This window comes from Nocardia sp. NPDC050435 (assembly GCF_040655395.1).
Taxonomy (GTDB): domain Bacteria; phylum Actinomycetota; class Actinomycetes; order Mycobacteriales; family Mycobacteriaceae; genus Nocardia.
The window spans coordinates 673,632-699,624 of record NZ_JBFAJW010000002.1 but is presented as its reverse complement, the minus strand read 5'-3'; the positions used below and the strand labels follow the sequence as shown (position 1 = coordinate 699,624).

Genomic DNA, 25,993 nt, shown 5'->3' with positions numbered 1-25,993 from the left:
TACCCAGTTACCCGGGTGAGGGTTAGGACACCCGGGTCAGGGGTGGATCAGGCGAGCCCGGCGCCGACGTCCGGATTCACCTCGTCGCGCCAGCGCACCGCCTGTTCGACCACGGACAGGTCGTAATCCGGGCCGCCGGTCGCCACCGTGAACAGCGTGACGCCGGCGGCATGCAGCTTCGCCGCGTCGTCCGCGCCCTGCCATTGCACCGAGCGCTCGATCCGCTCCTGATCCCGCCCGACGGCGGCGCAGTGTTCGGCGAGGATGCCGTTCTTGCGGGCCAGCACGTCCAGGTCGGCGAAGGTGTGCCAGATGTCGCCGTACTCGGCGACCAGGCGCAGCGTCTTCTTCTCGCCGCCGCCGCCGATCAGGATCGGGATATCGCGGGTCGGCGGCGGGTTCAGCTTCCCGAGCCGGGCGTCGATGCGCGCCATCGATTCCTTGAGCAGCGCCAAGCGGGTTCCGGGGGTGCCGAATTCGTAGCCGTACTCCTGGTAGTCCTTCTCGAACCAGCCCGCGCCGATGCCGAGGATCAGGCGGCCGTCGCTGATGTGATCGACGGTGCGGGCCATATCGGCCAGCAGGTCGGGATTGCGATAGCCGCCGCCGGTGACGAGCGCGCCGATCTCCACGCGTTCGGTCTGCTCGGCGAAGGCGCCCAGCATCGTCCAGCACTCGAAGTGCGCGCCGTCGGAATCGCCGTAGAGCGGATAGAAATGGTCCCAGTTGAAGACGATGTCGACACCCAGGTCCTCCGCGCGCAGGACCGCGTCGCGGATCAAGCCATATTTCGGAGAATGCTGCGGTTGCAACTGGACCCCGATACGCACCGGCCTACTCATCCGAGCCTCCTCACGTAGTTCCCCGAACGAGGCTACCGATCTCCGGCCGACCTTGTAGAGTCCAGCCAACCCTGTACTCGGATCGTCCGGCACGTTCCTGCCGGTGAATGGGATGGATTCAGCATGGCTACCGTGACCTTCGACAGCGCGACCCGGCTCTACCCGGGCTCCGGCAAACCGGCCGTCGACCAGTTGAACCTGGAGATCGCCGACGGTGAATTCCTGGTTCTGGTCGGGCCCTCCGGCTGCGGCAAATCGACCTCGCTGCGCATGCTGGCCGGCCTGGAGGAGGTCAACGGCGGGCGGATCCTGATCGGCGAGAACGACGTCACGCACGCCGAACCCAAGGAACGCGATATCGCGATGGTGTTCCAGAACTACGCGCTCTACCCGCACATGACGGTCGCGGAGAACATGGGCTTCGCGCTCAAGCTGGCCAAGGTGGCCAAGGCGGAGAAGGAGCGCCGGGTGCTCGAGGCGGCCAAGCTGCTCGACCTGGAGCCCTACCTGGACCGCAAGCCCAAGGCGCTGTCCGGCGGTCAGCGCCAGCGCGTGGCGATGGGCCGGGCGATCGTGCGCCAGCCGCAGGTCTTCCTGATGGACGAGCCGCTGTCGAACCTGGACGCGAAGCTGCGCGTGCAGACCCGCACCCAGATCGCCCAGTTGCAGCGCCGGCTCGGCACCACCACGGTCTATGTCACTCACGACCAGGTCGAGGCGATGACAATGGGCGACCGGGTCGCGGTCCTCAAGGACGGCCTGCTGCAGCAGTGCGCGACCCCGCGTGACCTGTACCGGGATCCGGCCAACGCCTTCGTCGCCGGGTTCATGGGCTCCCCGGCCATGAACATGTTCACGCTGCCGGTGCAGGACGGCGCGGTGACGCTGGGCGGGCACGCCCTGCCGGTGCCGCGCTCGGTGGTGGACGCGGCCGAGGGTTCGGTCGTGCTCGGCGTGCGCCCGGAGCACCTGGAGCTCGGCACCGGCCTGGCCAAGGGCATCGCGATGGAGGTCGACGTGGTCGAGGAACTCGGCTCCGACGCCTACATCTACGGCCGCACCCTGGACGACGGCCCGGGTGAAACCATTGTGGCGCGGGCGGATTGGCGCAACCCGCCGGCCAAGGGCACCCGCCTGAACCTGTCCACCACCGCCGACCACACCTACTTCTTCTCCGCCGAAGACGGCCGCCGGCTCAACTGACGACACCGCGCGGGCGGGTCCGGCAGGATCCGCCCGCCGCGAACGCGGTCAGACCGCGATGAACATCGAGATCGAGGCCAGCACCAGCAGGACCGAGCCGCCCGCCCAGACCAGGCTGGACCGGCCGCGCTCGCGGGCGCGCCGGCCCATGACCCGCGGCACGCCGAGGATCAGGCCGATGGCGACCCAGCAGACCGCGAGGGCCGCGAGGACTTCGGTGATCGCGACGCCGCCCTGCCAGTAGGTGACGGCCAGCGCGAAGGTGGCGTACAGGACGGCGGCGCCGCCGAGAATCGCCGCGGCGGTGAAGAGCAAACGGCTCACGCTCGCGTCCCATGTTCTCGGCTGCGGCTGCGCTTCCGGTCGGTACTGGTACGGCATGCCTCCATCATGGCAATCCGCTACCGGTCCCGGCACGGGGAAATTACTCAGGTGCGCAACGTCACTGGCGTGTGCGGTGGGCGCGCGCCCACTCCTTGTTGACGCGCACGCCCAGTTCGTCCAGCCCGATCTGTTTGCCTTCGGCGCTGCGGATCTCCACCCGCACCGGGCTGCCCGTGGCCGCCTCGACGCGTTGCAGCGGCGCGGGGCCGGGCTGCAAATAGGCATCGCCCCACTGCCACAGGGCCAGCACCGCGGGCAGCAGGTCGCGCCCCATCGCGGTGAGCACGTATTCGTGCCGGGTGCGCTTGCCTTCTTCCTGGTAGGGACGCTTCTCCAGGAGACCGGCCGCCGTGAGCTTGCGGAGCTGGGCGGCGGCGGCCGCGTCGGTGATGCCGATGCGGGCGGCGAAGCCGTCGAAGCGGCGGGTGCCGTAGTAGGCCTCGCGCAGGATCAGGATGGCCGACCGGGTGCCGACGATCTCGAGCGCCTTGGCGATCGAGCATTCGGTGGGCCGCCAGGAACTCAGATCGGCCAGGGGTCCTTCCATCACTGCTGCCATGACGCACATCATAGCCGAGCTGACTTCTGTCAACTATGGCCAGGTGTACTCTGACTATTGAAAGACATAGTCAGCTCCGGAAGGACAGCACCATGAGAGACGCGGTCATCGTCGAGGCGGTACGCACTCCGATCGGCAAGGGCAAGCCCACCGGCGCCCTGCACGACGTCCACGCGGTCGACCTGCTCGCGCACAGCCTGCGCGCGGTGGTGGAGCGCAGCGGCATCGATCCCGCGCTCATCGACGACGTGATCGGCGGCATCGTCACCCAGGTCGGCGAGCAGGGCGCGAACATGGCCCGGCGAGCGGCGCTGGCGGCCGGGTATCCCGAATCGGTGCCCGCCACCACGGTGGACCGTCAGTGCGGCAGCAGTCAGCAGGCCATCCACTTCGCCGCGCAGGGCGTCATCTCCGGCGCCTACGACATCGTGGTCGCCGCGGGCGTCGAATCCATGGGCCGGGTTCCCATGGGCGCCAACATGGCCGGCGCCGAGGACTTCGCCGGGGCCGGTTTCGCCGCGCGCTATCCGGACGGACTGGTGTCGCAGGGCATCGGCGCCGAACTGATCGCCGCCCGCTGGGGGCTCACCCGCGCGCAACTCGACGAGTTCGCGCTGGGCAGCCATGACAAGGCGGCGCTGGCCACCAAGAACGGCTCGTTCACCGCCCAGCTCGCTCCCCTCAACGGCCTGGAAACCGACGAGGGCATCCGGGTCGGCAGCACCCTGGAGACCCTGGGCAAGCTGCGCCCCGCCTATTACGACCCGGCCATGGCCGCGCGCTTCCCCGAGATCGGCTGGCAGATCACCGCCGCCTCGGCCAGCCAGGTCAGCGACGGCAGCGCCGCGGTGCTGATCATGACCAGCGAGCGGGCGCGCGAGCTGGGCCTGACGCCGCTGGCCCGGGTGCACAGTTTCGCCGTCGCGGGCGACGATCCGCTGCTGATGCTCACCGCCGTCATCCCCGCGACCCGGAAGGTGTTGCAGCGCGCCGGACTCCAGCTCTCCGACATCGACCTGGTGGAGATCAACGAGGCCTTCTCCCCCGTCGTCCTGGCCTGGGCGCAGGACACCGGGGCGGATCTGTCCCGGGTGAACGTCAACGGCGGGGCCATCGCGCTGGGTCATCCGCTGGGCGCGTCGGGTGCGCGGCTGGCCACCACCCTGGTGCACGCCATGCGGGAGCGCGGTGCCCGCTACGGGCTGCAAACTATGTGCGAGGCAGGCGGATTGGCGAACGCCACGATCTACGAACGCCTCTGACCGAGGCGCCACCGGGCCCGCGCACCGCGGCGGTCGTAGGGTGGCGGGGTGACTGCCGAGAACGAGCCCGTCGTGTACGCGATCCCGATGCGGACGCGGTTCCGCGGCATCACCGTGCGCGAGGGGATGCTGATCCCAGGCCACCTCGGCTGGGGCGAGTTCTGCCCGTTCCCGGAGTACGACGACCGGGAGGCGGCCGGCTGGCTGGCGACGGCGATCGAGCAGAGCACGCACGGCTGGCCCGAGCCGGTGCGCACGCGGATCCCGGTGAACTGCACCGTGCCCGCCGTCGACCCGGAGCGGGCACACCGGATCGTGGCCGAATCCGGGTGCGCCACCGCCAAGGTGAAGGTCGCCGACCATCCGGAATCGCTGGCGGAGGATCTCGCCCGGGTCGAGGCGGTGCGGGACGCACTGGGGCCGGGCGGGGCGATCCGGGTGGACGCGAACGCGGTGTGGGAGGTCGGCACCGCGATCGCGCACATCGCCGAGATCGACCGGGCCGCAGGCGGTCTGGAGTACGTCGAGCAGCCCTGTCGCACGATCGAGGAACTGGCGGCCGTGCGGCGCAAGGTCGACGTGCGGATCGCCGCGGACGAGTCGATCCGGCGCGCCGAGGACCCGATGCGCGCTGCGGTCGCGGGCGCGGCCGATATCGCGGTGCTCAAATGCACACCGCTCGGCGGCGTGCGGCGGGCGCTGCGAGTCGCCGATGCGGCGGGCCTGCCGTGCGTGGTGTCCTCGGCATTGGAGACCAGCGTGGGCCTGGCCGCGCAACTCGCGCTGGCCGGGGCGCTGCCGGAGCTGGATTTCGCGTGCGGCCTGGGCACCACCTCGCTGTTCGAGGGCGATGTGGTCGCCGATGCGCTGCGCCCGGTCGACGGCTTTCTCCCGGTGCCGCGCACACCGCCTGTCCCCGATCCCGCTCTGCTGGCGCGCTACCGCCATCCCGATCCGGAGCGCACCGCCTGGTGGCGCCACCGCTTCGAGCGGGTCCTGCGACTCGTGCAGCCCTGACGCGGAGCACCCTCAGTGGAAGCGCACACCGCAATCCAGCAGGGTCGCCCGCAAGATCAGAGCCGCTTCGGGGCCGATCACCCCATCGACCAATTCCAGGTAGCGCGAGCAGAATTCGGGGCCGTGCGCGGCCTCGCCCGGGGTACCCAGATGATGCGCGAGCTCGTGCAGCACGACGAGTTCGCGCAGAGCCCACGCGGTCCCACCGGTGTGCAGAGGTACCGCCAGGACCGCGCCGGCCGCCTCGTAATGGGCAGCGGTCGCTCCGGCACGCGACCGGACCCGCACCGGGACCGAGGCCCTATCCCATTGCGCCCGTACCCAATTGAGCGCGAGCACCTTGTCAGCATAGGCCTGTACCGAGGCCACCGAGGCGAAACGGCGCTCGATCGGCAGGGTGATCTGCGAGCCGTACAGATCCACCGTCCGGCCGCCGAAACGATCGGCCCGATCGAAGACCCCGCGCACCAGCTGTTCGGCGTCGTACACCCTGGCCCGCTGACTGTCCCGCACGCTCATCGCACCAATTCCGCCCCTCCGGCCCGCACCGCGCGGGGGCTCGGCGGGCCGCCGCGCGAGCGCCGATGCCTGCCGTGCGTCAATTGTCCCCAACCCCCGCCGCTTTCGCGCGACATCCCCCACCATTCACAGCGCGGGCGCGACATGTCGAGGACCACTCCCAACCTCACTCCGGGTGCTGGGTCAGCTGACCCCGCGCCGCGCCCAGCTCGGGCGAGTTGCCCAGCCGGGCCGCCTTGCCGGCCCGATCACCGGCCCGGCGGGCCGCCGCCGAGTGCGCCGCAGAATCCTGCGGACCCCGCCAGGTGCCGCGTGCCTCGGAGGTCCGCCGGTAGAAATCGACGAGTTCGATCTCCTTGTCGCGCAGCGCCAGCGCGGTGCCGGTGGCGGCTTCCGCGGGCGCCACCGCCTCGGTCTCGACCTCGGTCTTCACCGCCGCCAGCCGCTTGCCGACCCGGGCGGCGAAGGCCATCTGGAAGTTCAGCCGGGCGGTCACCGCGGCCACCGGCGCCTGCACCCGCCGCCGCACCGTTCGCCCCCAGCGCTTCTCGGTGACGACCTTCTCGACGGTCGCGGATTTGTAGGACCCGGATTTGATGTACAGATCCGAAGCTCGCACCATCTGCACCAGCAGACTCGTATACAGCGCTTCACAGGTATCGATGTCGGAGTCGAAACCGTAGGCGTAGACCTGGGTCGAGGTCCGCGCAACATCGCAGCGCACGTCATTGGCGTGCGCGATCGCGACGAACAACTGGACGTAGGTGCGCAGACCCTTCTTTCCGGCCTCGCCGATCGGGATCGCCCGCTGCACCGGCGTCGGCCTGCGCTCGCGCCCGTGCACGTGCGCCCGCGCCACCGCGAGGTCGATCGCGGACCGGGTCGCCAGGCGCTGCGCCGCGGCCAGGAACGCCTCGGCCTCGTGCTCGTTGTCGGTGGATTCGGCCTGCCGCAGCAATCCCCCGATGCGCGTGAGCATCCGGTCGGGAACCCCATTCGGCACAGTCATCGACAGCCATCGTAGGAGAGAGCCGCGACGGCCCGTCCGGTGCGTACGAAACCGGCACAATCGGGGCGGCCTCCGCGCGCACCATGTATCTTGCCTTGTGCAGCGGCAGTATGTGCCGCCGCTCACGATCAACTCTGGAGTGAACGCGATGGCTTTGAAGAAGGTGTCCGCCCTACGTTCGTCGCTTGTGCCGCGGGCCGCTCTGGCGGCCACCGCGTGCGCGTTGCTGACCGCGACGTTCACCAGTGCCTGCTCCAGCGACAGCGGCACGAACCCCACCAGCCAGAACCTCACGGGTCGCGGCCCGATCACCTATGTCGAGGGCAAGGACACCACCGACACCGGTGTGGTCAAGCAGCTCATCGAGCGCTGGAACGCGTCGCACCCCGGCGAGCAGGTGACGTTCAAGGAGCAGTCCAACGACGCCTCCCAGCAGTACGACGACCTGGTCGAGCACATGCGCTCCAAGTCCGCCGACTACGACGTGGTCGCGCTGGACGTTCCGTGGACTGCGGAGTTCGCCGCCAAGGGCTACCTGCAGCCGCTGAAGGACACCTTCTCCATCGACACCTCGGCGCTGCTGTCCCCGCCGGTCGCGAGCGCGACCTACAACAACACGCTCTACGCCGCCCCGCGTAACACCAACGGCGGCTTGCTGTTCTACCGCTCCGACCTGGTCCCGACCCCGCCGAAGACCTGGACCGAGCTGACCCAGCAGTGCCCGACGGCCAAGGCGCAGAACATCGGCTGCTACGCCGGGCAGTTCGCGACCTACGAGGGCCTGACGGTGAACACCTCCGAGGTGATCAACGCCTTCGGCGGCACCTTCGTCGGCCCGGACGGCAAGACCCCGACCGTCAACAGCCCGCAGGCCCGCAAGGGTCTGACCACGCTGGTCGACGCGTACAAGAACGGCGACATCCCCAAGGAAGCCATCACCTTCAAGGAACCGGAGTCGGCCAACGCCTTCCAGTCCGGCAAGCTGATGTTCCTGCGCGGCTGGCCCTCCACCTTCGGTGACCTCGGCTCCGAGGGCTCCGCGGTGAAGGACAAGTTCTCGGTGGCCCCGCTGCCCGGCGAGAACGGCGTCGGCGCCTCCACGCTCGGCGGCTACAACGCGGCGATCAGCGCGTTCTCCAAGAACAAGGCGACCGCGCTGGACTTCCTGCGCTACCTGATCAGCGACGAGGCCCAGCACCTGGTGGCCGCCAGCTCGCTGCCCTCGGTGCGCGCCTCCATGTACGACGACCCGGCGCTGATCGCGAAGATGCCCTACCTGCCCGCCCTCAAGGACTCGATCGCCAGCGCGGTGCCGCGCCCGGTGACCCCGTTCTACCCGGCGGTCTCCAAGGCCATCCAGGACAACGCCGCCGCCGCCCTGCGCGGGGAGAAGTCCGTGGACGACGCGATCGTGGGTATGCAGAAGGGCATCGAGTCGGCCGGCTCGTAGCGCAACCGACCCAACCGTAGGAGAGAGATAACGGTGTCGGATCCTTCTGGGACGGCTACACGCAAACGTTTCAACTTCCGTGAGAGCGGAAAACCGTGGCTGTTCGTCGCGCCGGTGCTCGTCGCGCTGGCCGTGGTCATCGGATATCCGGTGTTCCGCGCGATCTACATGTCGTTCCAGAAGGACGCGGGTCTGGACCCGGCGACAGGGATGTTCGTCGAGGGCGGCAACGCCGGTTTCGCGAACTACACGCACTGGCTGCTGCAGCAGTGCACCCTGCCGACCGGTGAGACGGTGGCCTGCCCGACCGGCAACCTCGGTTCGCAGTTCTGGCTGGCCATCGGCGTCACGCTGTTCTTCACCGTCGTCACCGTCGCACTGGAGGCCACCATCGGCCTCGGCATGGCGATGGTGATGGGCAAGAGCTTCACCGGGCGCGCGCTACTGCGTGCGGCGGTGCTCATCCCGTGGGCCATCCCGACCGCCGTCACGGCGCGGTTGTGGGAGTTCATGTTCCAGTACGACGGCGTGGTGAATCGGGTGTTCGGCACGAACATCCTGTGGACCACCGACCCGTGGTTCTCCCGGTTCGCGGTCATCGCGGCCGACGTCTGGAAGACCACGCCGTTCATGGCGCTGCTGCTGCTGGCCGGCCTGCAGGTGATCCCGGGCGACGTATACGAGGCCGCGAAGGTCGACGGCGCCTCGGCCTGGCAGCGCTTCACCCAGATCACGCTGCCGCTGCTCAAGCCCGCGCTGCTGGTCGCGGTGCTGTTCCGCACCATGGACGCGCTGCGCATGTTCGACCTGCCCGCCATCATGACCCAGGGCAACCCGAACACCCGGACCGCCTCGATCCTGGTGGTCGACCAGTTCCGCCAAGGCCCCAACAGCGCCGCGGCGCTGTCCACCATCACCTTCCTGCTCATCTTCGCGGTCGCGTTCCTGCTCGTGAAGGTGCTGGGCGCCAACGCCGTTCGCACTCAGGAAGCCCAGCGAGAAGGGGCGGTGCGCTGATGGCCGTCGCGACGAAAACCCCGGTCCGCAACGCGGTCCCGTGGACCAAGCGGCTCACCTCGGTGCGGCTGTACCTGGGCGTGCTGATCATCCTGGTGTGGGGCCTGGGGCCGTTCTACTGGATGGCGGTCACCGCGTTCCGCGATCCGGACTACACCTTCGACAACACTCCGTGGCCGACCCACCTGACCATGGAGAACTTCCGCAACGCGTTCGACACCAGCCGCGGCAACGACTTCGGCAAGGCGCTGATCAACAGCTTCGTCATCGGCTCGATCACCACGGTGCTGGCGCTGATCATCGGCATCTTCGCCGCCTACGCGCTGGCGCGGCTGGCCTTCAAGGGCAAGTACCTGGTGTCCGGGCTGATCCTGTCGGCCTCGATGTTCCCGGTGGTCGTGCTGGTCACGCCGCTGTTCCAGCTGTTCACCAATATCGGCTGGATCGGTGAATACCAGGCGATGATCATCCCGAACATCTCGTTCGTGCTGCCGATGACGGTCTATATCCTGGCCTCGTTCTTCACCGAACTGCCGTGGGAGCTCGAGGAGGCCGCGCGGATCGACGGCGCCAGCAAGATGCAGGCCTTCCGGCTGGTCATGCTGCCGCTGGCCGCGCCCGCGGTGTTCACCACCGCGATCCTGGCCTTCATCGCCGCGGTGAACGAATACCTGCTGGCGCGACTGCTTTCCAGCGGCTCCACCGAGCCGGTTACGGTCGCGATCGCCCGGTTCTCCGGCAACAACCCGGTGGTGCCGCCCTACGCCGCGATCATGGCGGCGGGCACCATCGTCACGATTCCGCTGGTGATCATGGTGCTGATCTTCCAGCGCCGCATCATCTCCGGCCTGACCGCCGGCGGCGTCAAGAGCTGAGACCCGCGCGTCGTCCCGGCCGGTATTTGGCCGGGACGACGCGAAAATCGGGCCGTGTCGGCGGCCGGTGATAGCATCCCCGCACATCCTGGGCGAGATAATCTCGTGTACGTCCAGTTCTCTACCTTGCGTTGCACTGGTGGGCTCGATCGACGCTCCGGGAGGAGATGCTCGTGCGATCGTTATTCGGCAAGCGAAGAGGCAAGCAGCCCGACGCGCCCTATGCCTCGATCGCGGGCTGGGACGAGCCCACCCTGCGCGATACGCCCGCGGTGCGCACTCCGCCCGCGCGCAAGCCCCGCTCGGCTCCCAAGCGCCCGGCGCCGAGTTCGGATCGTCCCCCGCGCACCCGCGCCGAACGCGCCCGCAGACTCGTGCTCGCGCTGTTCATCCTGTTCGTCGGCGTACCCGCCCTGCTGTCCGGCCTGGCCTACTGGAGCGCCGAGATTCCGGATCCGGCGGCGATGCAGACCAATCAGATCGCCACCATCCTGGCCGCCGACAGCGCCACCGTGCTCGCCAAAGTCGTACCGCCGGACGGCAATCGGACGCCCGTCCCGCTCGCCGAGGTCCCCCAGCACGTCCGCGACGCGGTGCTGGCCGCCGAGGACCGCAGCTTCTACACCAACGCCGGCTACTCCACCTCCGGCTTCCTGCGCGCCAGCCGCGACAATCTGCTCGGCCGGGAGAACGCCGGCGGCGGCTCCACCATCACCCAGCAGTACGTGAAGAACGCCTTCCTCGGCTCCGAGCGCACGGTGAGCCGCAAGATGCGCGAGCTCATCATCGCCGCGAAGATGTCCAAGCAGTGGAGCAAGGACGACATCCTCGCCGCCTACCTCAACACCGTCTACTACGGGCGCGGCGCCTACGGCATCGCCGCCGCCGCCAGGGCCTACTTCGGCAAGGCGCCGGCCGAGCTCTCGCGGGCCGAGGGCGCGGTGCTGGCGGCCGTGCTGCGTACCCCATCGCTGCTGGACCCGGAAAACCATCTGCCGGAGTTGAAGGCGCGCTGGCAGTACGTGCTGGACGGCATGATCGAGATGGGTGTGCTGGCCCCGGGCGACCGCGACGCGACCCGCTTCCCCGACATCCTGCCGATCGCCGAGATGCCCAGCGAGAACGAGGCGCGCGGCCCGGAGGGCCTGATCCGCACCCAGGTGCTGCGTGAGCTGCGCTCCTCGGGCATCAGCGAGAGCGATCTGAACACCGGCGCGCTGCAGATCACCACCACCATCGATCCGCGGGCACAGCAGGCCGCGCTCGCGGCGATCACCGATCGCCTCGGCCCGCAGCCGCCCGAGCTGCGCGGCGCGATCGTCTCGATCGATCCGCGCTCGGGCGCGGTGCGCGCGTATTACGGCGGCGCCGACGGCATCGGCTACGACTTCGCGCAGGCGCCGCTGCAAACCGGCTCGGCCTTCAAGGTTTTCGCGGCGATCGCGGCCCAGCAGCAGAGCATCCCGCTGCACCGGGTGATGGACAGCTCCCCGGTGACCGACCGCGGCACCAAGATCACCAATGTGGACGGCGAGAGCTGCGGCAAGTGCACTCTCGCCGAGGCGCTGAAGCGGTCGCTGAACACCAGCTACTACCGCCTGACCATGAGCATGTACAACGGCCCGGGCGCCATCGCCGAGGCGGCGCATCTGGCCGGCATCCCGGAGGAGATCCCCGGCGTCGCGGGCAAGACGCTCACCGAGGACGGCGGCCGCCCGCTGAACGGAATCGTGCTGGGCCAGTACCTGGTCCGGCCCATCGACATGGCCTCCGCGTACGCCACCATCGCCGCCTCCGGCGTCTACCACCGGCCCTACTTCGTCCAGCGCGTGGTGACCGGCGACGGGCGCGTGCTGCTCGATCGCGGGGCGCCGGAAACCCGGGTGGGCGAACAACTTCCGGAGGGCGAGCAGCGCATCCCGCGCGCCATCGCCGAGAACACGGTGCAGGCCATGGCCCCCATCGCCGCCTACTCCAACGGCCACGCCCTCGCCGAGGGCCGTCCCACCGGCGCCAAGACCGGCACCACCCAGCTCGGCGAGAGCGACTGGAACAAGGACGCCTGGATGATCGGCTTCACGCCGTCGCTGTCCACCGCGGTCTGGATCGGCACCGAGCAATCCCAGCCGATCCGCACCGCGCGCGGTGCCGACATCTACGGCTCCGGCCTGCCCGCCGACATCTGGAAGCAGGTGATGGACGGCGCCCTGGCCGGTACCCCGGTCGAGCCGCTGCCCGAGCCCGCAGCCCCGGCTCCGACCCAGGGCCTGATTCCGGGCAGGCCGTCCGGCGGCCCCTTCGACGTCCTCGATCCCCAACCGGAGGCGCCGCAGCCCGAGCGCGAACCCGCCATTGTTTTCCCGCCGGGACCAGGGCAGCAGGGCGTGGAGATTTTCCCCGGATTCAGCTTCCCCGTACCTCGATGACAGGCTCTTCACAGGGAGTCTTATCGATCTTGTGACCTACGACGCCCCACAGGAACACACGACATGGCAGCATCGTTTGCCAGAGTGAGAGCGAAACCTGGGTGAAAACTCCGAATCCGGATACGGGTCGGCACTGACGCCGACGCCGCGATGCGGAAGGATAGCGCTCGAGCGACGAACAGCGGCGCGAACGACGAGCCAGGGAAGGCCTGGGAGCACGAGGCTCCCGGAGCGCCGCTCAGCAAAACGGACTAGACATAGGGGCAACGCCGGTGGATTTCAATGTCGTTGACCGTCCCGAGACGCTGGTGGCGGGAACAGTACTTCGCAGCCCAGCGCTCGCGGTCGAGGGGCCGCGCCGTGCCAAGGTGCAGGAAGCCTGGAAACGCACGATGGAACGCACCCTGCCCGGCCCACCGACCACCGCGTACGTCGATCACGCGCCGGAGATCAACTCCTACCTGACCCACATCGTCGGCTACCGCTGCAAGAGCCTCGACGATCTGGAGGCCGGTGACGTGCTGGCGCGGGTGCCGGCGGGCCGGTTCGCGCGATTCATCGCCAGTGGCGACAACCTCGGCGACACCATCGTCAGCATCTGGCGGGCGGTGTGGGACGCGGAGGCCGCGGGCAAGTTCGTGCGTTCCTACACCGGAGATTTGGAGCACTATCCGGATTCGCGCACGGCCGAGGTTTTCGTGGCGCTGGCGGACGAGCAGGGCGAGGGGCAGTGAGCATGGATTTCGAGATCGTCACCCTGGCGGAGAGCCTGATCGCCGGGCTCACCATCCCGCTGGCCGGTCGCGAGGTGACCAACCGCGATCTGGACCTGGTGAACTTCACCTGGGATCGCTACCTGGCCCGGGAGAAGGCGGTGCCCCGGATGGCCGCCTACATCGGCCAGAACGATCACGCCGTCGCCGTGCTCGGCTACGAGGTGCAGGGCCTGGCCGACGTAGACGCCGGCGATGTGCTGACGCGCATCCCGACCGGCCGCTACGCGAAATTCGTTGTCTCCGACAAGCCTTACGATCTGCTGCGCACCGCGTGGGCGCAGGTCGCCAAAGCCGAAGCGGCGGGCACGATCACGCGCTCGCACCGCGCGGAACTGGAGCGCTACACCGGGCCCACCTCGGTCGAGGTGTACGTCTCCCTGGATTGACCCCTCCGAAACGAAACCGGCCGAAGGCATTTCGCCTCCGGCCGGTTTTTCGTCGGGGACCGACTACTCGGCGTCGATGATGAACGCTTCCAGCTGCGCCCGCGCGACATCGTCGGCGAGCTGCTTCGGCGGGGACTTCATCAGGTAGGCCGAGGCCGGGATGACCGGGCCGCCGATGCCGCGGTCCTTGGCGATCTTCGCGGCGCGCACGGCGTCGATGATGATGCCGGCCGAGTTCGGCGAATCCCACACCTCGAGCTTGTACTCCAGGTTCAGCGGCACGTCACCGAAGGCGCGGCCCTCGAGGCGGACGTAGGCCCACTTGCGGTCGTCGAGCCACTCGACGTAATCCGACGGGCCGATGTGCACGTTGCGGTCGTGCACCTTGCCGGCCAGCGGGCCCTCCAGGTTGGAGGTCACGGCCTGGGTCTTGGAGACCTTCTTGGACTCCAGGCGCTCACGCTCGAGCATGTTCTTGAAGTCCATGTTGCCGCCGACATTGAGCTGGTAGGTGCGGTCCAGCACGACGCCGCGGTCCTCGAACAGCTTGGCCATCACGCGGTGCGTGATGGTGGCGCCGACCTGGGACTTGATGTCGTCACCGACGATCGGCACACCGGCGTCGACGAACTTCTGCGCCCACTCCGGATCGGAGGCGATGAAGACCGGCAGCGCGTTGACGAAGGCGACACCGGCGTCGATGGCGCACTGCGCGTAGAACTTGTCGGCCTGCTCCGAGCCCACCGGCAGGTAGGAGACCAGCACGTCGACCTGGGCATCCTTCAACGTCTTGACGACGTCGACCGGCTCGGCCTCGGAGAGCTCGATGGTCTCGGAGTAGTACTTGCCGATGCCGTCCAGGGTCGGACCGCGCTGCACGGTGATGCCCGACGGCGGCACGTCGGCGATCTTGATGGTGTTGTTCTCGCTCGCGTTGATCGCGTCGGCGAGATCGAAGCCGACCTTCTTGGCATCCACGTCGAACGCGGCGACGAACTTCACGTCGCGCACGTGGTACGGGCCGAACTTGACGTGCATCAGACCCGGGACCGTCGAGGTCTCGTCCGCGTCCTTGTAGTACTGCACGCCCTGGACCAACGAGGAAGCGCAGTTGCCGACGCCGACGATGGCCACGCGTACTTCCGTGGCGTTACCAGCCTTTGTGGTTTCAGTCATGGCCGATGTTTCCCTCTTTCTGTGGTGCCGCGTTCGTCGATTGCTCCGCCGCAATCAACTCGTTGAGCCAGCGCACTTCGCGCTCGCTTGATTCCAGACCGAGTTGGTGGAGTTGTTTGGTGTAGCGATCCAGCGAACCGCTGGCTCGTTTGATCGCCTCCCGCAAACTCTCCCGGCGTTCCTCGACCTGCCTGCGCCTGCCCTCGAGAATGCGCATCCGCGCCTCGGCGGGGGTGCGGTTGAAGAAGGCGAGGTGGACGCCGAAGCCGTCGTCGGTGTAGTTCTGCGGGCCGGTGTCGGCGAGCAGTTCGGTGAACCGTTCCCGCCCCTGCGGGGTCAGTTGGTAGACCCGTCGCGCGCGGCGCATGGTGACGCCCGCGACGTTCTCCTCGGCGATCAATCCATCGGCCTGCATGCGCCGCAGCGTCGGATAGAGCGACCCATAGGAGAAGGCCCGAAACGGCCCGAGCAGGCCGGTGAGCCGCTTGCGCAGCTCGTAACCGTGCATGGGCGCTTCGAGGAGCAGCCCGAGAATTGCCAGCTCGAGCATCGGGCTTCACCCCCTGACTTCTGTGCAGACCTAACCAGCAGATGCGATTGCCAACTATATCGCGCCGATATACCCGAGTGCACATCGAGGCCACGGCGCACTTCGGCCAGGTGCCGTGGCGACCGCCCGGGGGTCGCTCGCGATGGTCACCACTCCGGGATCACCAGTACTCTGGGGTCCGTGCTTATTCAGCGGCAGGTGGTCGACTACGCGCTCCGGCGCCGGTCGCTGCTGGCCGACGTGTACGCGGGCCGGGTCGGCGTCGCCGAGGTATGTGATGCGAATCCCTACCTCCTGCGTGCGGCCAAATTCCACGGCCGGGGGAGCGAGGTCACGTGCCCGATCTGCAGGAAAGAGCAACTGACGCTCGTATCCTGGGTCTACGGCGACGAGCTCGGGCCGATGGCCGGATCCGCTCGTACCCCCGAGGAACTGGTGCGTCTCGCCGAGACACGCTCGGAATTCTCGGTTCATGTCGTGGAGGTATGCCGGACCTGCAGCTGGAATCATCTGGTGCAGTCCTATGTGCTCGGCACGGCTCCGGCTCCCACGCGACGCCGGGCCAACCGGCGTACCGCCGCCGAATGAACTAACCGACAGCGGAGCTACTCCGCGGCGGCGATCCCGCCCGCACCCAGCAACGCATCCGATACGAGTTATGGAGATCTTGTCAGTGACTTCCCCCTACGGCGATGAACCGCACGGCGGCCGTCCACAGCGAGGTTCACATCCGGGTCCGCCCAACTCGCCGGAGCGACGCCAGGGCCCGCCGCCCGGTTTCCGTCCGCTGCCCCCGCCGGGCGCACGGCAGCCGCAGCCGCCGCAGGGCGGGCCGCGTGGCCCGCAGCCCCCGCGTCCGGGTCCGCCCCCGCAGGGCCGCCCGCCGCAGGATCGCGCCCCGCAGGACCGCGCACCCCAGGGGCGCCCGCCGCAGGGTCGCCCCCCGCAGCCGGGTGCGCCCAATCATCAGTCGACGCAGAAGCTTCCGCAGCCCGGCCGGCCGGGCTCGCTGAGCGAGGCCGTGGCCGAACGCAATCGCCGCCCGGAGGCGCGCGGCGGGTCGGGTTCCCGCCCGATCACCGCACCGCGCCCGGCCGAGCGGCCCGGCGTCGAGCGCACCGGCCGCGCCGAACGCCCCGGCGAGCGCGCCAATCGCGGCGCCCGCCCCACCGGCCCCGCCTCCGGCGAGCGCCGCGTCACGGCCGGCGGCCCGCCGTCGGGTCCGCCGCCGCGCCGCGGCGGCCGCGGTGGCGACGGCGGGGGCGAGGGCCCCGGTCGGCGCCGGCCCGAGCAGCAGCGCAAGCGCTTCCCGTGGAAGATCGTGCGCCGCACCATGTACGTGCTGATGGCGCTGGCCATCGTGGTGCCGAGTTCCGCGTTCCTGATCGCCTACTCCGCGGTGTCGGTGCCCAAGCCCGGCGACATCAAGAGCAACCAGGTCGCCTTCATCTACGGCAACGACGGCGAGACGGTGCTCAGCAAGGTGGTGCCGCCCGAGGGCAACCGCACCGACGTCACCATCGACCAGATCCCGCCGCACGTGCGCAACGCGGTGATCGCGGCCGAGGACCGGGATTTCTACACCAACCCCGGCTTCTCGATCTCGGGCTTCGCCCGCGCCGCCCGAGACAACCTGCTGGGCAAGGAAAGTGCCGGTGGTGGCTCGACCATCACCCAGCAGTACGTCAAGAACGCCATGGTCGGCGACGAGCGCTCCTACACCCGTAAGCTGCGCGAGCTGGTCATCTCGGCGAAGATGGCCCGGCAGTGGAGCAAGGACGAGATCCTCACCGCCTACCTGAACACCATCTACTTCGGCCGTGGCGCGTACGGCATCGACGCGGCGGCCAAGGCCTACTTCGGCAAGCCGGTGCAGGAGCTGAGCGTGCCCGAGGGCGCGGTGCTCGCCGCGACCATCCAGCTGCCCTCGGCGCTGGATCCGGAGAAGAACCCCGAGGGCGCCAAGACGCGCTGGGGTTACGTGCTCGACGGCATGGTCAGCGGCGGCAATCTGCAAGCCGCCGAACGGCAGTCGCTGCAGTACCCGACCGTGGTGCCGCTGGCCACGACCCGCGACAAGTCGCAGGATTCCGGCCCCGAGGGCCTGGTGAAGACCCAGGTGCTCAAGGAGTTGCAGGCCGCGGGCATCAGCGAGCAGCAGCTCAACACCATGGGCCTGAAGATCACCACCACGATCGACCCGAAGATGCAGCAGGCCGCGGTCGACGCCGCCATCAAGAAGATGGAGGGTGAGCCCGAGCAGCTGCGCACCGCGGTGGTGTCGATCGATCCGCGCAGCGGCGCGGTGAAGGCCTACTACGGCGGCAACGACGGCCAGGGCTACGACTTCGCCAACGCTCCGCTGCAGACGGGCTCCTCGTTCAAGGCGGTCGGCCTGGCCGCGAATCTGGAGCAGGGTGTGCCGCTGTCGCAGATGTACGACAGCTCCCCGCTGACCGTCAACGGCATCAAGATCACGAACGTGGAAGGCGAGCAGTGCGGCATGTGCACCATCGCCGAGGCGCTCAAGCGTTCGCTGAACACCAGCTTCTACCGGATGCAGCTGGATATGGGCAACGGCCCCAAGAAGATCGCCGACATGGGACACAAGCTCGGCATCCCGGAGACCCTGCCGGGCGTCGGCCAGACCTTGTCCGAGGCGGACGGCTCCGGCCCGAACAACGGCATCGTGCTCGGCCAGTACCAGGCGCGCCCGCTCGACATGGCCTCGGTCTACGCGACTTTCGCGGCCTCGGGCGTCTATCACGCGCCGCACTTCGTCACCAAGGTCGTCACCGCCGACGGCGAGGTCCTGCTCGACCGCGGTGAGGTGCCCGGCGAGCAGCGCGTGTCGGCCGCCGTGGCGGACAACGTCACCGCCGCCATGAAGCCGATCGCGGCCTGGTCGCGCAACCACAACCTGGCCAACGGCCGCGAGTCCGCCGCCAAGACCGGTACCGCCCAGCTCGGCGACACCGGTGAGAACAAGGACGCCTGGATGGTCGGCTACACGCCGTCGCTGTCCACGGCGGTGTGGGTCGGCTCGGTCGACAACAGCAAGCTGCGCAACTACCAGGGCGGCATGATCTACGGCTCCGGCCTCCCCTCCGACATCTGGAAGTCCACGATGGACGGCGCCCTGCAGGGCACCACCAACGAGACCTTCCCGAAGCCGGCCCCGATCAAGGGCCAGGCCGGTGTCCCGGAGTGGTCCGCGGCCTACACCCCGCCCTCGACCACCCAGCAGCAGTTCGTGCCGCCGGTGGTGGTGCCGACCCAGATCCAGATTCCGGGTCTGCCGTTCACGCTGCCGGGTCTGGGCGTCCAAGAGCAGCCGCAGCAACAACAGCAGCGGCAGGAGACCCAGTCGCCGCAGACCTCCGATCCCGGCCCGCTGCCGGGCCAGCCGGTGGCACCGTCGGACGGGTCGCAGCCGACCACCACGAACTCGAGCCGTCCGAACAACAGCGGGAACGGGAACACCCAGCCGACCACCCGAAACAGGTGACCGGGCCGAGGTTGTCGGCGGGTGTCCACTGATACGCCTGTAACCTCGGGTGCCGTGGATCAGCAACTGGCGGACGCGCGGCAGCATGGGAGTACGCCGCGCTCCAGTGGGGGGCAGGAGCTCGGCGCCGTGGGCACCAACGGAGCGCGCTACGTCTCGGCCGCGCCGTTGGCGCCCGACCTGCGGTCGGCCGACACGCGAGATCGGCCCAGCCGCAACGACTCCCTGACGGCGCAACTGAGCACGGTGGTCGGCGGGCCGGTCGGCGCGCACGCGCTGATCGGCCGCGCCCGGTTCTGGACGCCGCTGCGGGTGCTGTTCCTGTTCACCGTGCTGTTCCTCGCCCTCGGCTGGGGCGCGAAGGCGCCGTGCATCCAGCAGACGGCCAGCTCCGACGGGCGGCCGATGCTGGACTGGAACAACGGCCGCCAGTACACCGCCATGTGCTACTCCGACACCGTCCCGCTGTACGGGGCGGAGCGGCTGGACGAAGGCGCGTTCCCGTACAAGAAGAGCTGGACCGAGGAGACCCCGGACGGCGGGGTCGAGACCAGGTACATGGAATACCCGGTGCTGTCGGGGCTGTACCAGTACCTCGGCATGCAGATCGCCAAGTCCTGGGACGCCGCTCCCCTGCCCGGCGCCTTACAGGTGGTGCTCTACTTCAACGTGATCGCCTTCGGCTTGGCGCTGGCCTGGCTGGTGACGGTGTGGGCCTCGGCGACGCTGGCCGGGCGCCGGGTCTGGGACATCGCGCTGCTCGCCTGCTCACCCCTGGTGATCGTGCACGCGTTCACCAACTTCGACGCGCTCGCCACCGCGTTCGCGGCGACCGGCCTGCTGGCCTGGGCCCGCCGGCGGCCGGTGCTCGCGGGCGTGCTGCTCGGGCTCGGCGGCGCGGCCAAGCTGTATCCGCTGCTGCTGCTCGGCCCGATCGTGGTGCTGTGCCTGCGCGCCGACCCGATGCGCCGGATACCCAGCGCCCGGATCGGGTTGCGCCTGCGCGATATCGACAGCGCGGCGGCGGCGCTGTCCTGGATCCGCGACACCCCCGCCCGGGTCCAGTTGCTGGCCTACCGCCCGCTGGGCTCGGCGGGCTTGGCGGTGGGCGCCGCCCTGGGCACCTGGGTGCTGGTGAATCTGCCGATCGCGCTGCTGTTCCGCGACGGCTGGCGGGAGTTCTTCCGGCTCAACACCACCCGGCACGCGGACCCGGACTCGATCTACAACGTGATCACCTCGTTCACCGGCTGGGCCGGGTTCGACGGGACGCTCGCCCACGGCGAGGCCCCGACGATTCTGAACACGGTGTCCCTGCTGCTGTTTCTGGTCGCCTGCCTGCTCATCGCCTACGTCGCGCTGACCGCGCCGAAGCGGCCGCGCCTGGCGCAACTGTGCTTCCTGGTGGTCGCGGCCTTCCTGCTGACCAACAAGGTGTGGAGCCCGCAGTACTCGCTGTGGCTGGTGCCGCTGGCGGTGCTCGCGCTGCCGCATAGGCGCATCCTGCTGGCCTGGATGACGATCGACGCGCTGGTGTGGGCGCCACGCATGTTCTATTACCTCGGCCAGGACCGGAAGGGCCTGCCGGAGCAGTGGTTCACCGGCACCGTGCTGCTGCGCGATCTCGCGGTGATCGGGCTGTGCGCGCTGATCGTCTGGCAGATCTATCGCCCCGAGGACGATCTGGTGCGCCGCGATTTCGTGGACGACCCGACCGGCGGCATCGTCGATCGGGCGCCGGACCCGCTGCTGGCCTGGCTGCCGGAGTGGTTGCGCCCCTGGGATTCCGTGCGCGAGCACCATCCGGCGCGGGCGGCCGGACGGCTCGGCCGCTGACCTACTGGTCGACGCGCAGCAGCCGGGCCTGCCGGTGCGGATCGGGCGGGAGCAGATCCAGTTCCAGGTGCCAGGCGCTGCCCGTCCACGGGTCGAACATCGGCGTATCGATGACGGTGGGCAGATGGCGGCTGGCTTGGGAGAGCACGGCGATCGTCTCGTCCTCGGACTCGGATTCGTCGCTGCCGACGATCATGATGGACAACCCGATCAGGTCGCCGCGCAGCATCAGCGCGCCGATGCGCTGGGCGTCGACCGGCTGGTAACCGTGCGGGAAGTCCGCCGCCAGCAGCACCCGATGCTCGGTGGGCGGGGTGAAATTGCCGCTGGTGTACGCCATTTCGGCGAGTTCGGCCTGATCGGCGAGAGCCTTGATGCGCACCGAGATCTCGTTGTGGTCGGTGACCACCGGGCCGTTGAGCAGCGGGAGCAGCGGCGCGATCAGGCCGGTGAACGCCCCGGAGAGGTCGATCACGTCCAGGCGCACGCGGCGGGTCGGATCGGCGGCGCGCAACCGGGCCAGCAGCGCGCCGACGACGGGCACCACGGCCGCGGAGTACTCGGTGTCGATCCAGAGCGGGCGGGTCAGCGGGATCGGCACGCAGTACGGAATCCGCAGCGGCCCACGCTCGCTCGCGTACAGCTCGCCGAGGCGGATGCCGTCGGCCTTGGCCGTGGGGCGATCCCAGCTCGCCGAATCCCAGGACGCCAGCGCGGGGGGCAGCTGATCGTCGGCGGCGGCGAGTTCCTGGATCAGGTGTTCGCTGTCGCGGCGATGGTTCGCCTCGGCGGTCGCGATCAACTCGTCGTGGCGCCGCTGCGCCGCTTCCCGGGCCGCCGCCCCGGCCGCGCTGTTGCGGGCGGCCGGGTCGGCGACCGCCGCGGACAGCTCCTCGTCCAGGCGGTTGTCGGCGTAGTCGCGCGCGGCGATCAGGGCGGCCGCCGACCGGGCGGCGTCCTCGAAGATCATCCACAGGCGTTCGACGCCGTGCGACATCTCCAGCGGCGCCCCCGGCGACTGCGGCGCGGCGATGGCGCCCTGGTCGGCGCCGTGCGGGGTGGCGGCCTGGACCGACTGCACGTGCGCGTCCGGGCCGGGGTGGTCCACCTCGACGCCGTGCGCGGTGAGCAGGACCGCGAGGCCACCCGCGTAGCCCTGGCCGACGGCGCGCACCTTCCAGCCCTCGCCCCGGCGGTACACCTCGAAGCAGATCAGCGCCGTCTCGCCCGCTTGCGGCGTGATCGCGAATTCGGCTGTCGCCGTGCCGTTCTCCGATAGAGTCGCGGTGACCGCGCCGAGCCCGCCGAGCGGGGCCGGGTCGGCGCTGACGACCAGCAGCACCGCCTGCGCGTCGGCACGCACCTGCGACAGCGTGATCGTCACCTCCTCGCCCGCCAGCGCCACCCCGGCAGTGCCGGGCTGGTTGTAGAAGACGAGATCGCCGGTGTCGAACACGCGCAGGTTCTCCGCCACCACCAGCGCGGAGATGTCCAGCGCCGCCGCGGCTTTGGCGCTGAACCTGAGGACATCCGCGGTCAGCGTGGTGTTCTGACCGGCCTTGAGCTGAATCACGGGCTCTACCCTGCTGTTTCGCGGCGATGCGCTAGTTCGGCGACAGGAACCGGCCGAGTTGCGGGATCGCCTCGCCCGGATGCTTGGCCTGGAAACCCTCGCCCAGCGCCTGCATCTTCCAATCCTGGCCGACACGATAGACCTTCGCCATCGCCATCGCCGTGAACGCCATGCCGCCGGCCAGGGTATAGCGCGCCAGTTCGGCGTTGTTGGTGCCGTCGATCAAGCGGCAGAACGCGTTCTGCACCTGCTCGAAGGTGTGGCCCTTGTAGGAGGTGACGACGAAGACCAGCGTGCTGATGTGCGCGGGGATGCGGGTGAGGTCGACCAGGATCACCTCGTCGTCGCCCTCGCCCTCGCCGGTCAGGTTGTCGCCCTGGTGCCGGACCGAGCCGTCCTTGGACGAAAGCTGGCCGTAGTAGGCGTAATCCGCGGGGTTGGCGTCGGCGAACATGATCACCGAGGCGTCCAGGTCGATGTCGACGGTGCGGTTGCCGAACATGCCGCGGGTCTGCACCGGATCCCAGCCCAGGCCCATCTTCACGAAGGTCAGCGCGGCGCCGCCCTCCTTGCGCAGGGTGACCTTCTGGCCCTTCACCAGGCTGACCGGACGGTCCTTGCTCAGGCTGACCTCACCCGTGGACTGCGGCGGCGCGGGGGGCGGCGCCTGCTGCGGGTAGCCCTGGCCGGGCGGCGGCGCGTACTGCTGCTGCTGCGGCTGCTGGGGCGGGTAGGTCGGCGGCGCGACGGGCGGCGGGGGCGGCGCGCTCGGCTGCGCGGCGGCCGCGGAGTTGTCTTCGACCGTTACACCGTGATCGGTGACCAGCGCCGCGAAACCGCCGGCGTAGCCCTGGCCGACCGCGCGCACCTTCCAGGAGCCCTGGCGCCGGTACAGCTCCAGGGCGATCACGATCGACTCGCTCTGCAACCCGGTGATCTGGTACTCGAACAGCCGGGTGCCGTTGGAGTCGGAGACGATCGCGGTCGGCGGGGCGAACTGGCCGAAGTTGCTGGAAGCGTCGTCGAGGGTGATGACCGCGCGGATCTGATCGATCTCCGGCGGCACCGAGCTCAGGGAGACCGCGAGCGAGGCGGGCTGGCCGGCGGGCGCGGGCTGCAGGTTCACGCCCGGGCCGCTGGGCTGGTTGAAGAATACGAAGTCCGCGTCCGAGCGAACCTTGCCGCGTTCGGTGACCAGCAGCGCGGACAGGTCCGCGGGCGCCGGCAGCTGGACGGAGATCACCACGTCGTTGGTGGCCAGCGGACCGTTCTGGCCCTTGGCGAGTGTTGCGGACAAGGTAGACCCTTCGCTTGTCGGTGCATTCGATAGTCACTCTACGAGAAACGTGGTGGTCCCCGCCGGAGCTAACGCGTTAACAGCGATCGAGTGGATGGACGATCTTCGACTGCGGCCACTAGGGTGGCGGCCGAAGCAGTTGGAATGTGGCGACAGACCCATGTTCCCGAACGAGACAGCAGGCAACTCCCCACATGGCGCAACTGTTAGAGCAGTCGAAAAAGGTCGTCGAGGCTCAACTCAACGGCACCAGTATCCGCGCGATCTCGGGTTCGATGATCGCCTACGAAGGCAATGTGCAATTCAAGTCCGCCGGTTTCGGCGGCGGCGACGGCGTGCTCGCGGGCATGAAGCGCCGCGCCACCGGCGAGAAACTGTCGCTGATGGAATGTCAGGGCCACGGGCGTGTCTTCTTCGCCGTGAACGGCCAGGACGTCACGGTGATCAACCTGAACAACGAGACGCTGCAGGTCGAATCGCAGCAGCTGCTCGCTTTCGCCGGCAATCTGCGCACCGATGTCCGCTTCGCCGGCGTCAGCGGCGCGTCCTCCGGGCAGGGCCTGTTCACCACCACGGTGAGCGGGCAGGGCCAGGTGGCGCTGCTCTCGGCGGGCGGGCCGCTGATCCACCTCGAGGTCACCCCGCAGTTCCCGCTGATCGTCGATCCGGACGCGTTCGTCGCCGCGCAGGGCAATGTGCAGTCCTCGTTCATCACCAATATGGGCTGGCGCGACATGGTCGGCTCGGGCGGCGGTGAGGCGTTCCAGATCAAATGGGACGGCCAGGGCGTGGTGTTGATCCAGCCGGCGGAACGGTAGGGACAGGCGATGTTCGAGAAGGTCAACAGCAAGGTCGTCAAGGTCAACGTCGGCATGGCCGGTGGCGTCGTCGCGCGCAACGGCGCGATGCTGTTCTACACCGGCGACGTTTCCTTTGCGCCGCACCAGATTCCGGGTGCACAACAGATGGGCGGCGGGGGCGGCCTGATGCGCATGGCCGGGCGGATGATGGCCGGTGAGCACGAGCGCACCATGCTGGCGCAGGGCACCGGCGAGGTGCACTACGGGTTCGCCGGCCTGGAGATCCAGGTGGTGCAGATGCAGCCGGGCGCGGTATTGCGCGTGGAAGCCTCACGCCTGCTGGCCAATACCGCGGCGCTGCAGAGTTCGGTGGTCTCGGTGATGAGCTCCGGTGGTGGCGGAGGCGGCGGCGGTGGCCTGATGGGCGCGCTGCGCGGGGCCGCGACCGGCGCGCTGACCGGGCAGGGCATGTTCACCACCCAGCTGTCCGGGCAGGGCGCGGCGGTGCTGCTGGCGCACGGCGGTTTCCTGGAACTGCAGGTGGGCGGGCCGAATCCGGTCGTGGTCGATCCGCAGGCCTTCGTCGCCGCCTACGGCAACGTGCAGACCGAGTTGAAGTCCGCGATGAGCTGGCGCGACGCGGTCGGCCGAGGTTCCGGCGAGGCGATGCAATTGCATTGCGTCGGACAAGGTGTCGTTTACGTGCAGGCCTCCGAAGAGAAGTTGTGACCCATGGCCCAGATCTACAACCCGATGAATCTCGGGGACAGCGACAACATCCCGGGTAACGACTACGCCTACTGCATCGACCTGGTGAAGCCGTGGTTCATGCGCAAGGGCGCGATGATCGCCTACTACGGGCAGATGAACTTCCAGGCGCTCACCCACGGCCTGCAGGGCGGGCTGATGCACATGGTGTCGCAGCAGTTCTCGGCGCCGCTGTTCACCGGCGACTACGTGGTCGCCGAGGGGCACGGCAAGCTGATCATCGGCGACCGCGGTTACAACATCAACTCCTACGACCTGGAGGACGGCAACCTCACCGTCCGGGCGGCGAACCTGCTCGCCTTCGAGCCGGGGCTGTCGCTGAACCAGTCGATCGTGCCCGGCTTCCTCACCCTGATCGGCACCGGCAAGTTCCTGGCCTCCTCCAACGGCCCGGTGATGTTCGCCGAGCCGCCGCTGCGGGTGGACCCGGAATCGCTGGTGGGCTGGGCGGACTGCCCGTCGCCGAGCCATCACTACGACCAGCGCTGGATCACCAGCTTCCTGGCGGCGGGCGCGGCGCGGATGGGCGCCAACTCCGGCGAGGAGCGGCAGTTCGACTTCACCGGCGCCGGTACGGTGCTCATCCAGTCCAGCGAGAAGGTGATGAACGACGCGATGCTCGTGCGCAGCATCGAGGGGCAGTTGCAGAGCGGAATCGGGCCGAGCGGGTTGCAGCGGTTGCAGGCGACCATCATGCAGCAGTTGCAGGGGCAGCAGCAGTACTGATCGGCGGCTAACCAGCGAGTCTCATTCAGCGAGA

Annotated in this window: 24 protein-coding genes; 15 read left to right on the top strand and 9 right to left on the bottom strand. The window is 69.1% G+C overall.

Annotated elements, in window-relative coordinates; translation table 11 throughout:
* Positions 1 to 47: 47 nt before the first annotated feature.
* Positions 48 to 842, bottom strand: coding sequence for an LLM class F420-dependent oxidoreductase (locus AB0I43_RS07585; RefSeq protein WP_356972057.1), 795 nt, complete (start codon positions 840 to 842; stop codon positions 48 to 50).
* 123 nt (positions 843 to 965) lie between these two features.
* Here AB0I43_RS07585 and ugpC point away from each other — a divergent pair, with 123 nt between their 5' ends.
* Positions 966 to 2,045 (top strand): sn-glycerol-3-phosphate ABC transporter ATP-binding protein UgpC, encoded by a 1,080-nt coding sequence (gene ugpC / locus AB0I43_RS07580; RefSeq protein ID WP_356972056.1) that lies wholly within the window; start codon positions 966 to 968, stop codon positions 2,043 to 2,045.
* A gap of 48 nt (positions 2,046 to 2,093) precedes the next feature.
* On the opposite strand, the gene AB0I43_RS07575 is transcribed toward ugpC, so the two are convergent.
* Positions 2,094 to 2,369, bottom strand: a complete 276-nt coding sequence (locus AB0I43_RS07575; protein ID WP_356972055.1) for a hypothetical protein — start codon at positions 2,367 to 2,369, stop codon at positions 2,094 to 2,096.
* 118 nt (positions 2,370 to 2,487) lie between these two features.
* A complete protein-coding gene (locus AB0I43_RS07570; RefSeq protein WP_356972054.1) occupies positions 2,488 to 2,988 on the bottom strand; it encodes a helix-turn-helix domain-containing protein in 501 nt (166 codons plus the stop codon).
* A gap of 92 nt (positions 2,989 to 3,080) precedes the next feature.
* On the opposite strand from AB0I43_RS07570, the gene AB0I43_RS07565 reads away from it, so the two are divergent.
* Positions 3,081 to 4,250, top strand: coding sequence for an acetyl-CoA C-acyltransferase (locus AB0I43_RS07565; protein WP_356972053.1), 1,170 nt, complete (start codon positions 3,081 to 3,083; stop codon positions 4,248 to 4,250).
* A 48-nt stretch (positions 4,251 to 4,298) separates the two neighbouring features.
* Positions 4,299 to 5,267, top strand: a complete 969-nt coding sequence (locus AB0I43_RS07560; RefSeq protein ID WP_357431545.1) for an o-succinylbenzoate synthase — start codon at positions 4,299 to 4,301, stop codon at positions 5,265 to 5,267.
* A 12-nt stretch (positions 5,268 to 5,279) separates the two neighbouring features.
* On the opposite strand, the gene AB0I43_RS07555 is transcribed toward AB0I43_RS07560, so the two are convergent.
* Positions 5,280 to 5,786 (bottom strand): TIGR04338 family metallohydrolase, encoded by a 507-nt coding sequence (locus tag AB0I43_RS07555; RefSeq protein WP_356972051.1) that lies wholly within the window; start codon positions 5,784 to 5,786, stop codon positions 5,280 to 5,282.
* Between the two features lie 166 nt (positions 5,787 to 5,952).
* Positions 5,953 to 6,795, bottom strand: a complete 843-nt coding sequence (locus AB0I43_RS07550; RefSeq protein WP_356972050.1) for a DUF2786 domain-containing protein — start codon at positions 6,793 to 6,795, stop codon at positions 5,953 to 5,955.
* A 148-nt stretch (positions 6,796 to 6,943) separates the two neighbouring features.
* Here AB0I43_RS07550 and AB0I43_RS07545 point away from each other — a divergent pair, with 148 nt between their 5' ends.
* From AB0I43_RS07545 to AB0I43_RS07520, 6 genes are all read left to right on the top strand, one after another.
* Positions 6,944 to 8,245: an ABC transporter substrate-binding protein gene (locus AB0I43_RS07545; protein ID WP_356972049.1), complete on the top strand. Its 1,302-nt coding sequence runs from the start codon at positions 6,944 to 6,946 to the stop codon at positions 8,243 to 8,245.
* Positions 8,246 to 8,344: 99 nt separating this feature from the next.
* Positions 8,345 to 9,262, top strand: coding sequence for a sugar ABC transporter permease (locus tag AB0I43_RS07540; RefSeq protein WP_356972264.1), 918 nt, complete (start codon positions 8,345 to 8,347; stop codon positions 9,260 to 9,262).
* The gene (locus AB0I43_RS07535; RefSeq protein WP_356972048.1) at positions 9,262 to 10,137 is read left to right on the top strand and encodes a carbohydrate ABC transporter permease; all 876 of its coding nucleotides are present in this window, start codon (positions 9,262 to 9,264) and stop codon (positions 10,135 to 10,137) included. The genes AB0I43_RS07540 and AB0I43_RS07535 overlap by 1 nt, the downstream gene beginning before the upstream one ends.
* Positions 10,138 to 10,304: 167 nt before the next feature.
* Positions 10,305 to 12,563: a transglycosylase domain-containing protein gene (locus AB0I43_RS07530; protein WP_356972047.1), complete on the top strand. Its 2,259-nt coding sequence runs from the start codon at positions 10,305 to 10,307 to the stop codon at positions 12,561 to 12,563.
* Between the two features lie 272 nt (positions 12,564 to 12,835).
* A complete protein-coding gene (locus tag AB0I43_RS07525) occupies positions 12,836 to 13,297 on the top strand; it encodes an effector binding domain-containing protein (RefSeq protein ID WP_356972046.1) in 462 nt (153 codons plus the stop codon).
* 2 nt (positions 13,298 to 13,299) lie between these two features.
* Complete coding sequence (locus tag AB0I43_RS07520; RefSeq protein ID WP_356972045.1) at positions 13,300 to 13,725, top strand: GyrI-like domain-containing protein; 426 nt, start codon at positions 13,300 to 13,302, stop codon at positions 13,723 to 13,725.
* Between the two features lie 63 nt (positions 13,726 to 13,788).
* On the opposite strand, the gene AB0I43_RS07515 is transcribed toward AB0I43_RS07520, so the two are convergent.
* Positions 13,789 to 14,901, bottom strand: coding sequence for an inositol-3-phosphate synthase (locus tag AB0I43_RS07515; protein ID WP_356972044.1), 1,113 nt, complete (start codon positions 14,899 to 14,901; stop codon positions 13,789 to 13,791).
* Complete coding sequence (locus tag AB0I43_RS07510) at positions 14,894 to 15,451, bottom strand: PadR family transcriptional regulator (RefSeq protein ID WP_356972043.1); 558 nt, start codon at positions 15,449 to 15,451, stop codon at positions 14,894 to 14,896. The genes AB0I43_RS07515 and AB0I43_RS07510 overlap by 8 nt, the downstream gene beginning before the upstream one ends.
* 198 nt (positions 15,452 to 15,649) lie before the next feature.
* On the opposite strand from AB0I43_RS07510, the gene AB0I43_RS07505 reads away from it, so the two are divergent.
* From AB0I43_RS07505 to AB0I43_RS07495, 3 genes are all read left to right on the top strand, one after another.
* Complete coding sequence (locus AB0I43_RS07505; protein WP_356972263.1) at positions 15,650 to 16,039, top strand: DUF5318 family protein; 390 nt, start codon at positions 15,650 to 15,652, stop codon at positions 16,037 to 16,039.
* Positions 16,040 to 16,784: 745 nt separating this feature from the next.
* Positions 16,785 to 18,959, top strand: a complete 2,175-nt coding sequence (locus AB0I43_RS07500) for a transglycosylase domain-containing protein (protein ID WP_356972261.1) — start codon at positions 16,785 to 16,787, stop codon at positions 18,957 to 18,959.
* A 129-nt stretch (positions 18,960 to 19,088) separates the two neighbouring features.
* A complete protein-coding gene (locus AB0I43_RS07495; RefSeq protein ID WP_356972259.1) occupies positions 19,089 to 20,795 on the top strand; it encodes a glycosyltransferase 87 family protein in 1,707 nt (568 codons plus the stop codon).
* Between the two features lies 1 nt (position 20,796).
* Here the strand turns inward: AB0I43_RS07495 and AB0I43_RS07490 are convergent, their stop codons facing one another.
* Together AB0I43_RS07490 and AB0I43_RS07485 are read right to left on the bottom strand one after the other, a co-directional pair.
* Positions 20,797 to 22,368, bottom strand: a complete 1,572-nt coding sequence (locus AB0I43_RS07490) for a TerD family protein (protein ID WP_356972042.1) — start codon at positions 22,366 to 22,368, stop codon at positions 20,797 to 20,799.
* 31 nt (positions 22,369 to 22,399) lie between these two features.
* The gene (locus AB0I43_RS07485) at positions 22,400 to 23,665 is read right to left on the bottom strand and encodes a TerD family protein (RefSeq protein ID WP_356972041.1); all 1,266 of its coding nucleotides are present in this window, start codon (positions 23,663 to 23,665) and stop codon (positions 22,400 to 22,402) included.
* A gap of 194 nt (positions 23,666 to 23,859) precedes the next feature.
* Here AB0I43_RS07485 and AB0I43_RS07480 point away from each other — a divergent pair, with 194 nt between their 5' ends.
* Genes AB0I43_RS07480 through AB0I43_RS07470 form a run of 3 tightly spaced genes read left to right on the top strand, consistent with a single transcriptional unit; the run spans position 23,860 to position 25,959 of the window.
* On the top strand, positions 23,860 to 24,483 hold the full coding sequence (locus AB0I43_RS07480) for an AIM24 family protein (protein ID WP_356972040.1): 624 nt from the start codon (positions 23,860 to 23,862) through the stop codon (positions 24,481 to 24,483).
* A 9-nt stretch (positions 24,484 to 24,492) separates the two neighbouring features.
* Positions 24,493 to 25,194 (top strand): AIM24 family protein, encoded by a 702-nt coding sequence (locus tag AB0I43_RS07475; protein ID WP_356972039.1) that lies wholly within the window; start codon positions 24,493 to 24,495, stop codon positions 25,192 to 25,194.
* Between the two features lie 3 nt (positions 25,195 to 25,197).
* Positions 25,198 to 25,959 carry an AIM24 family protein gene (locus tag AB0I43_RS07470; RefSeq protein ID WP_356972038.1) on the top strand — a complete coding sequence of 254 codons (762 nt, stop codon included), beginning with the start codon at positions 25,198 to 25,200 and terminating at the stop codon, positions 25,957 to 25,959.
* The last annotated feature ends 34 nt before the right edge of the window (positions 25,960 to 25,993 follow it).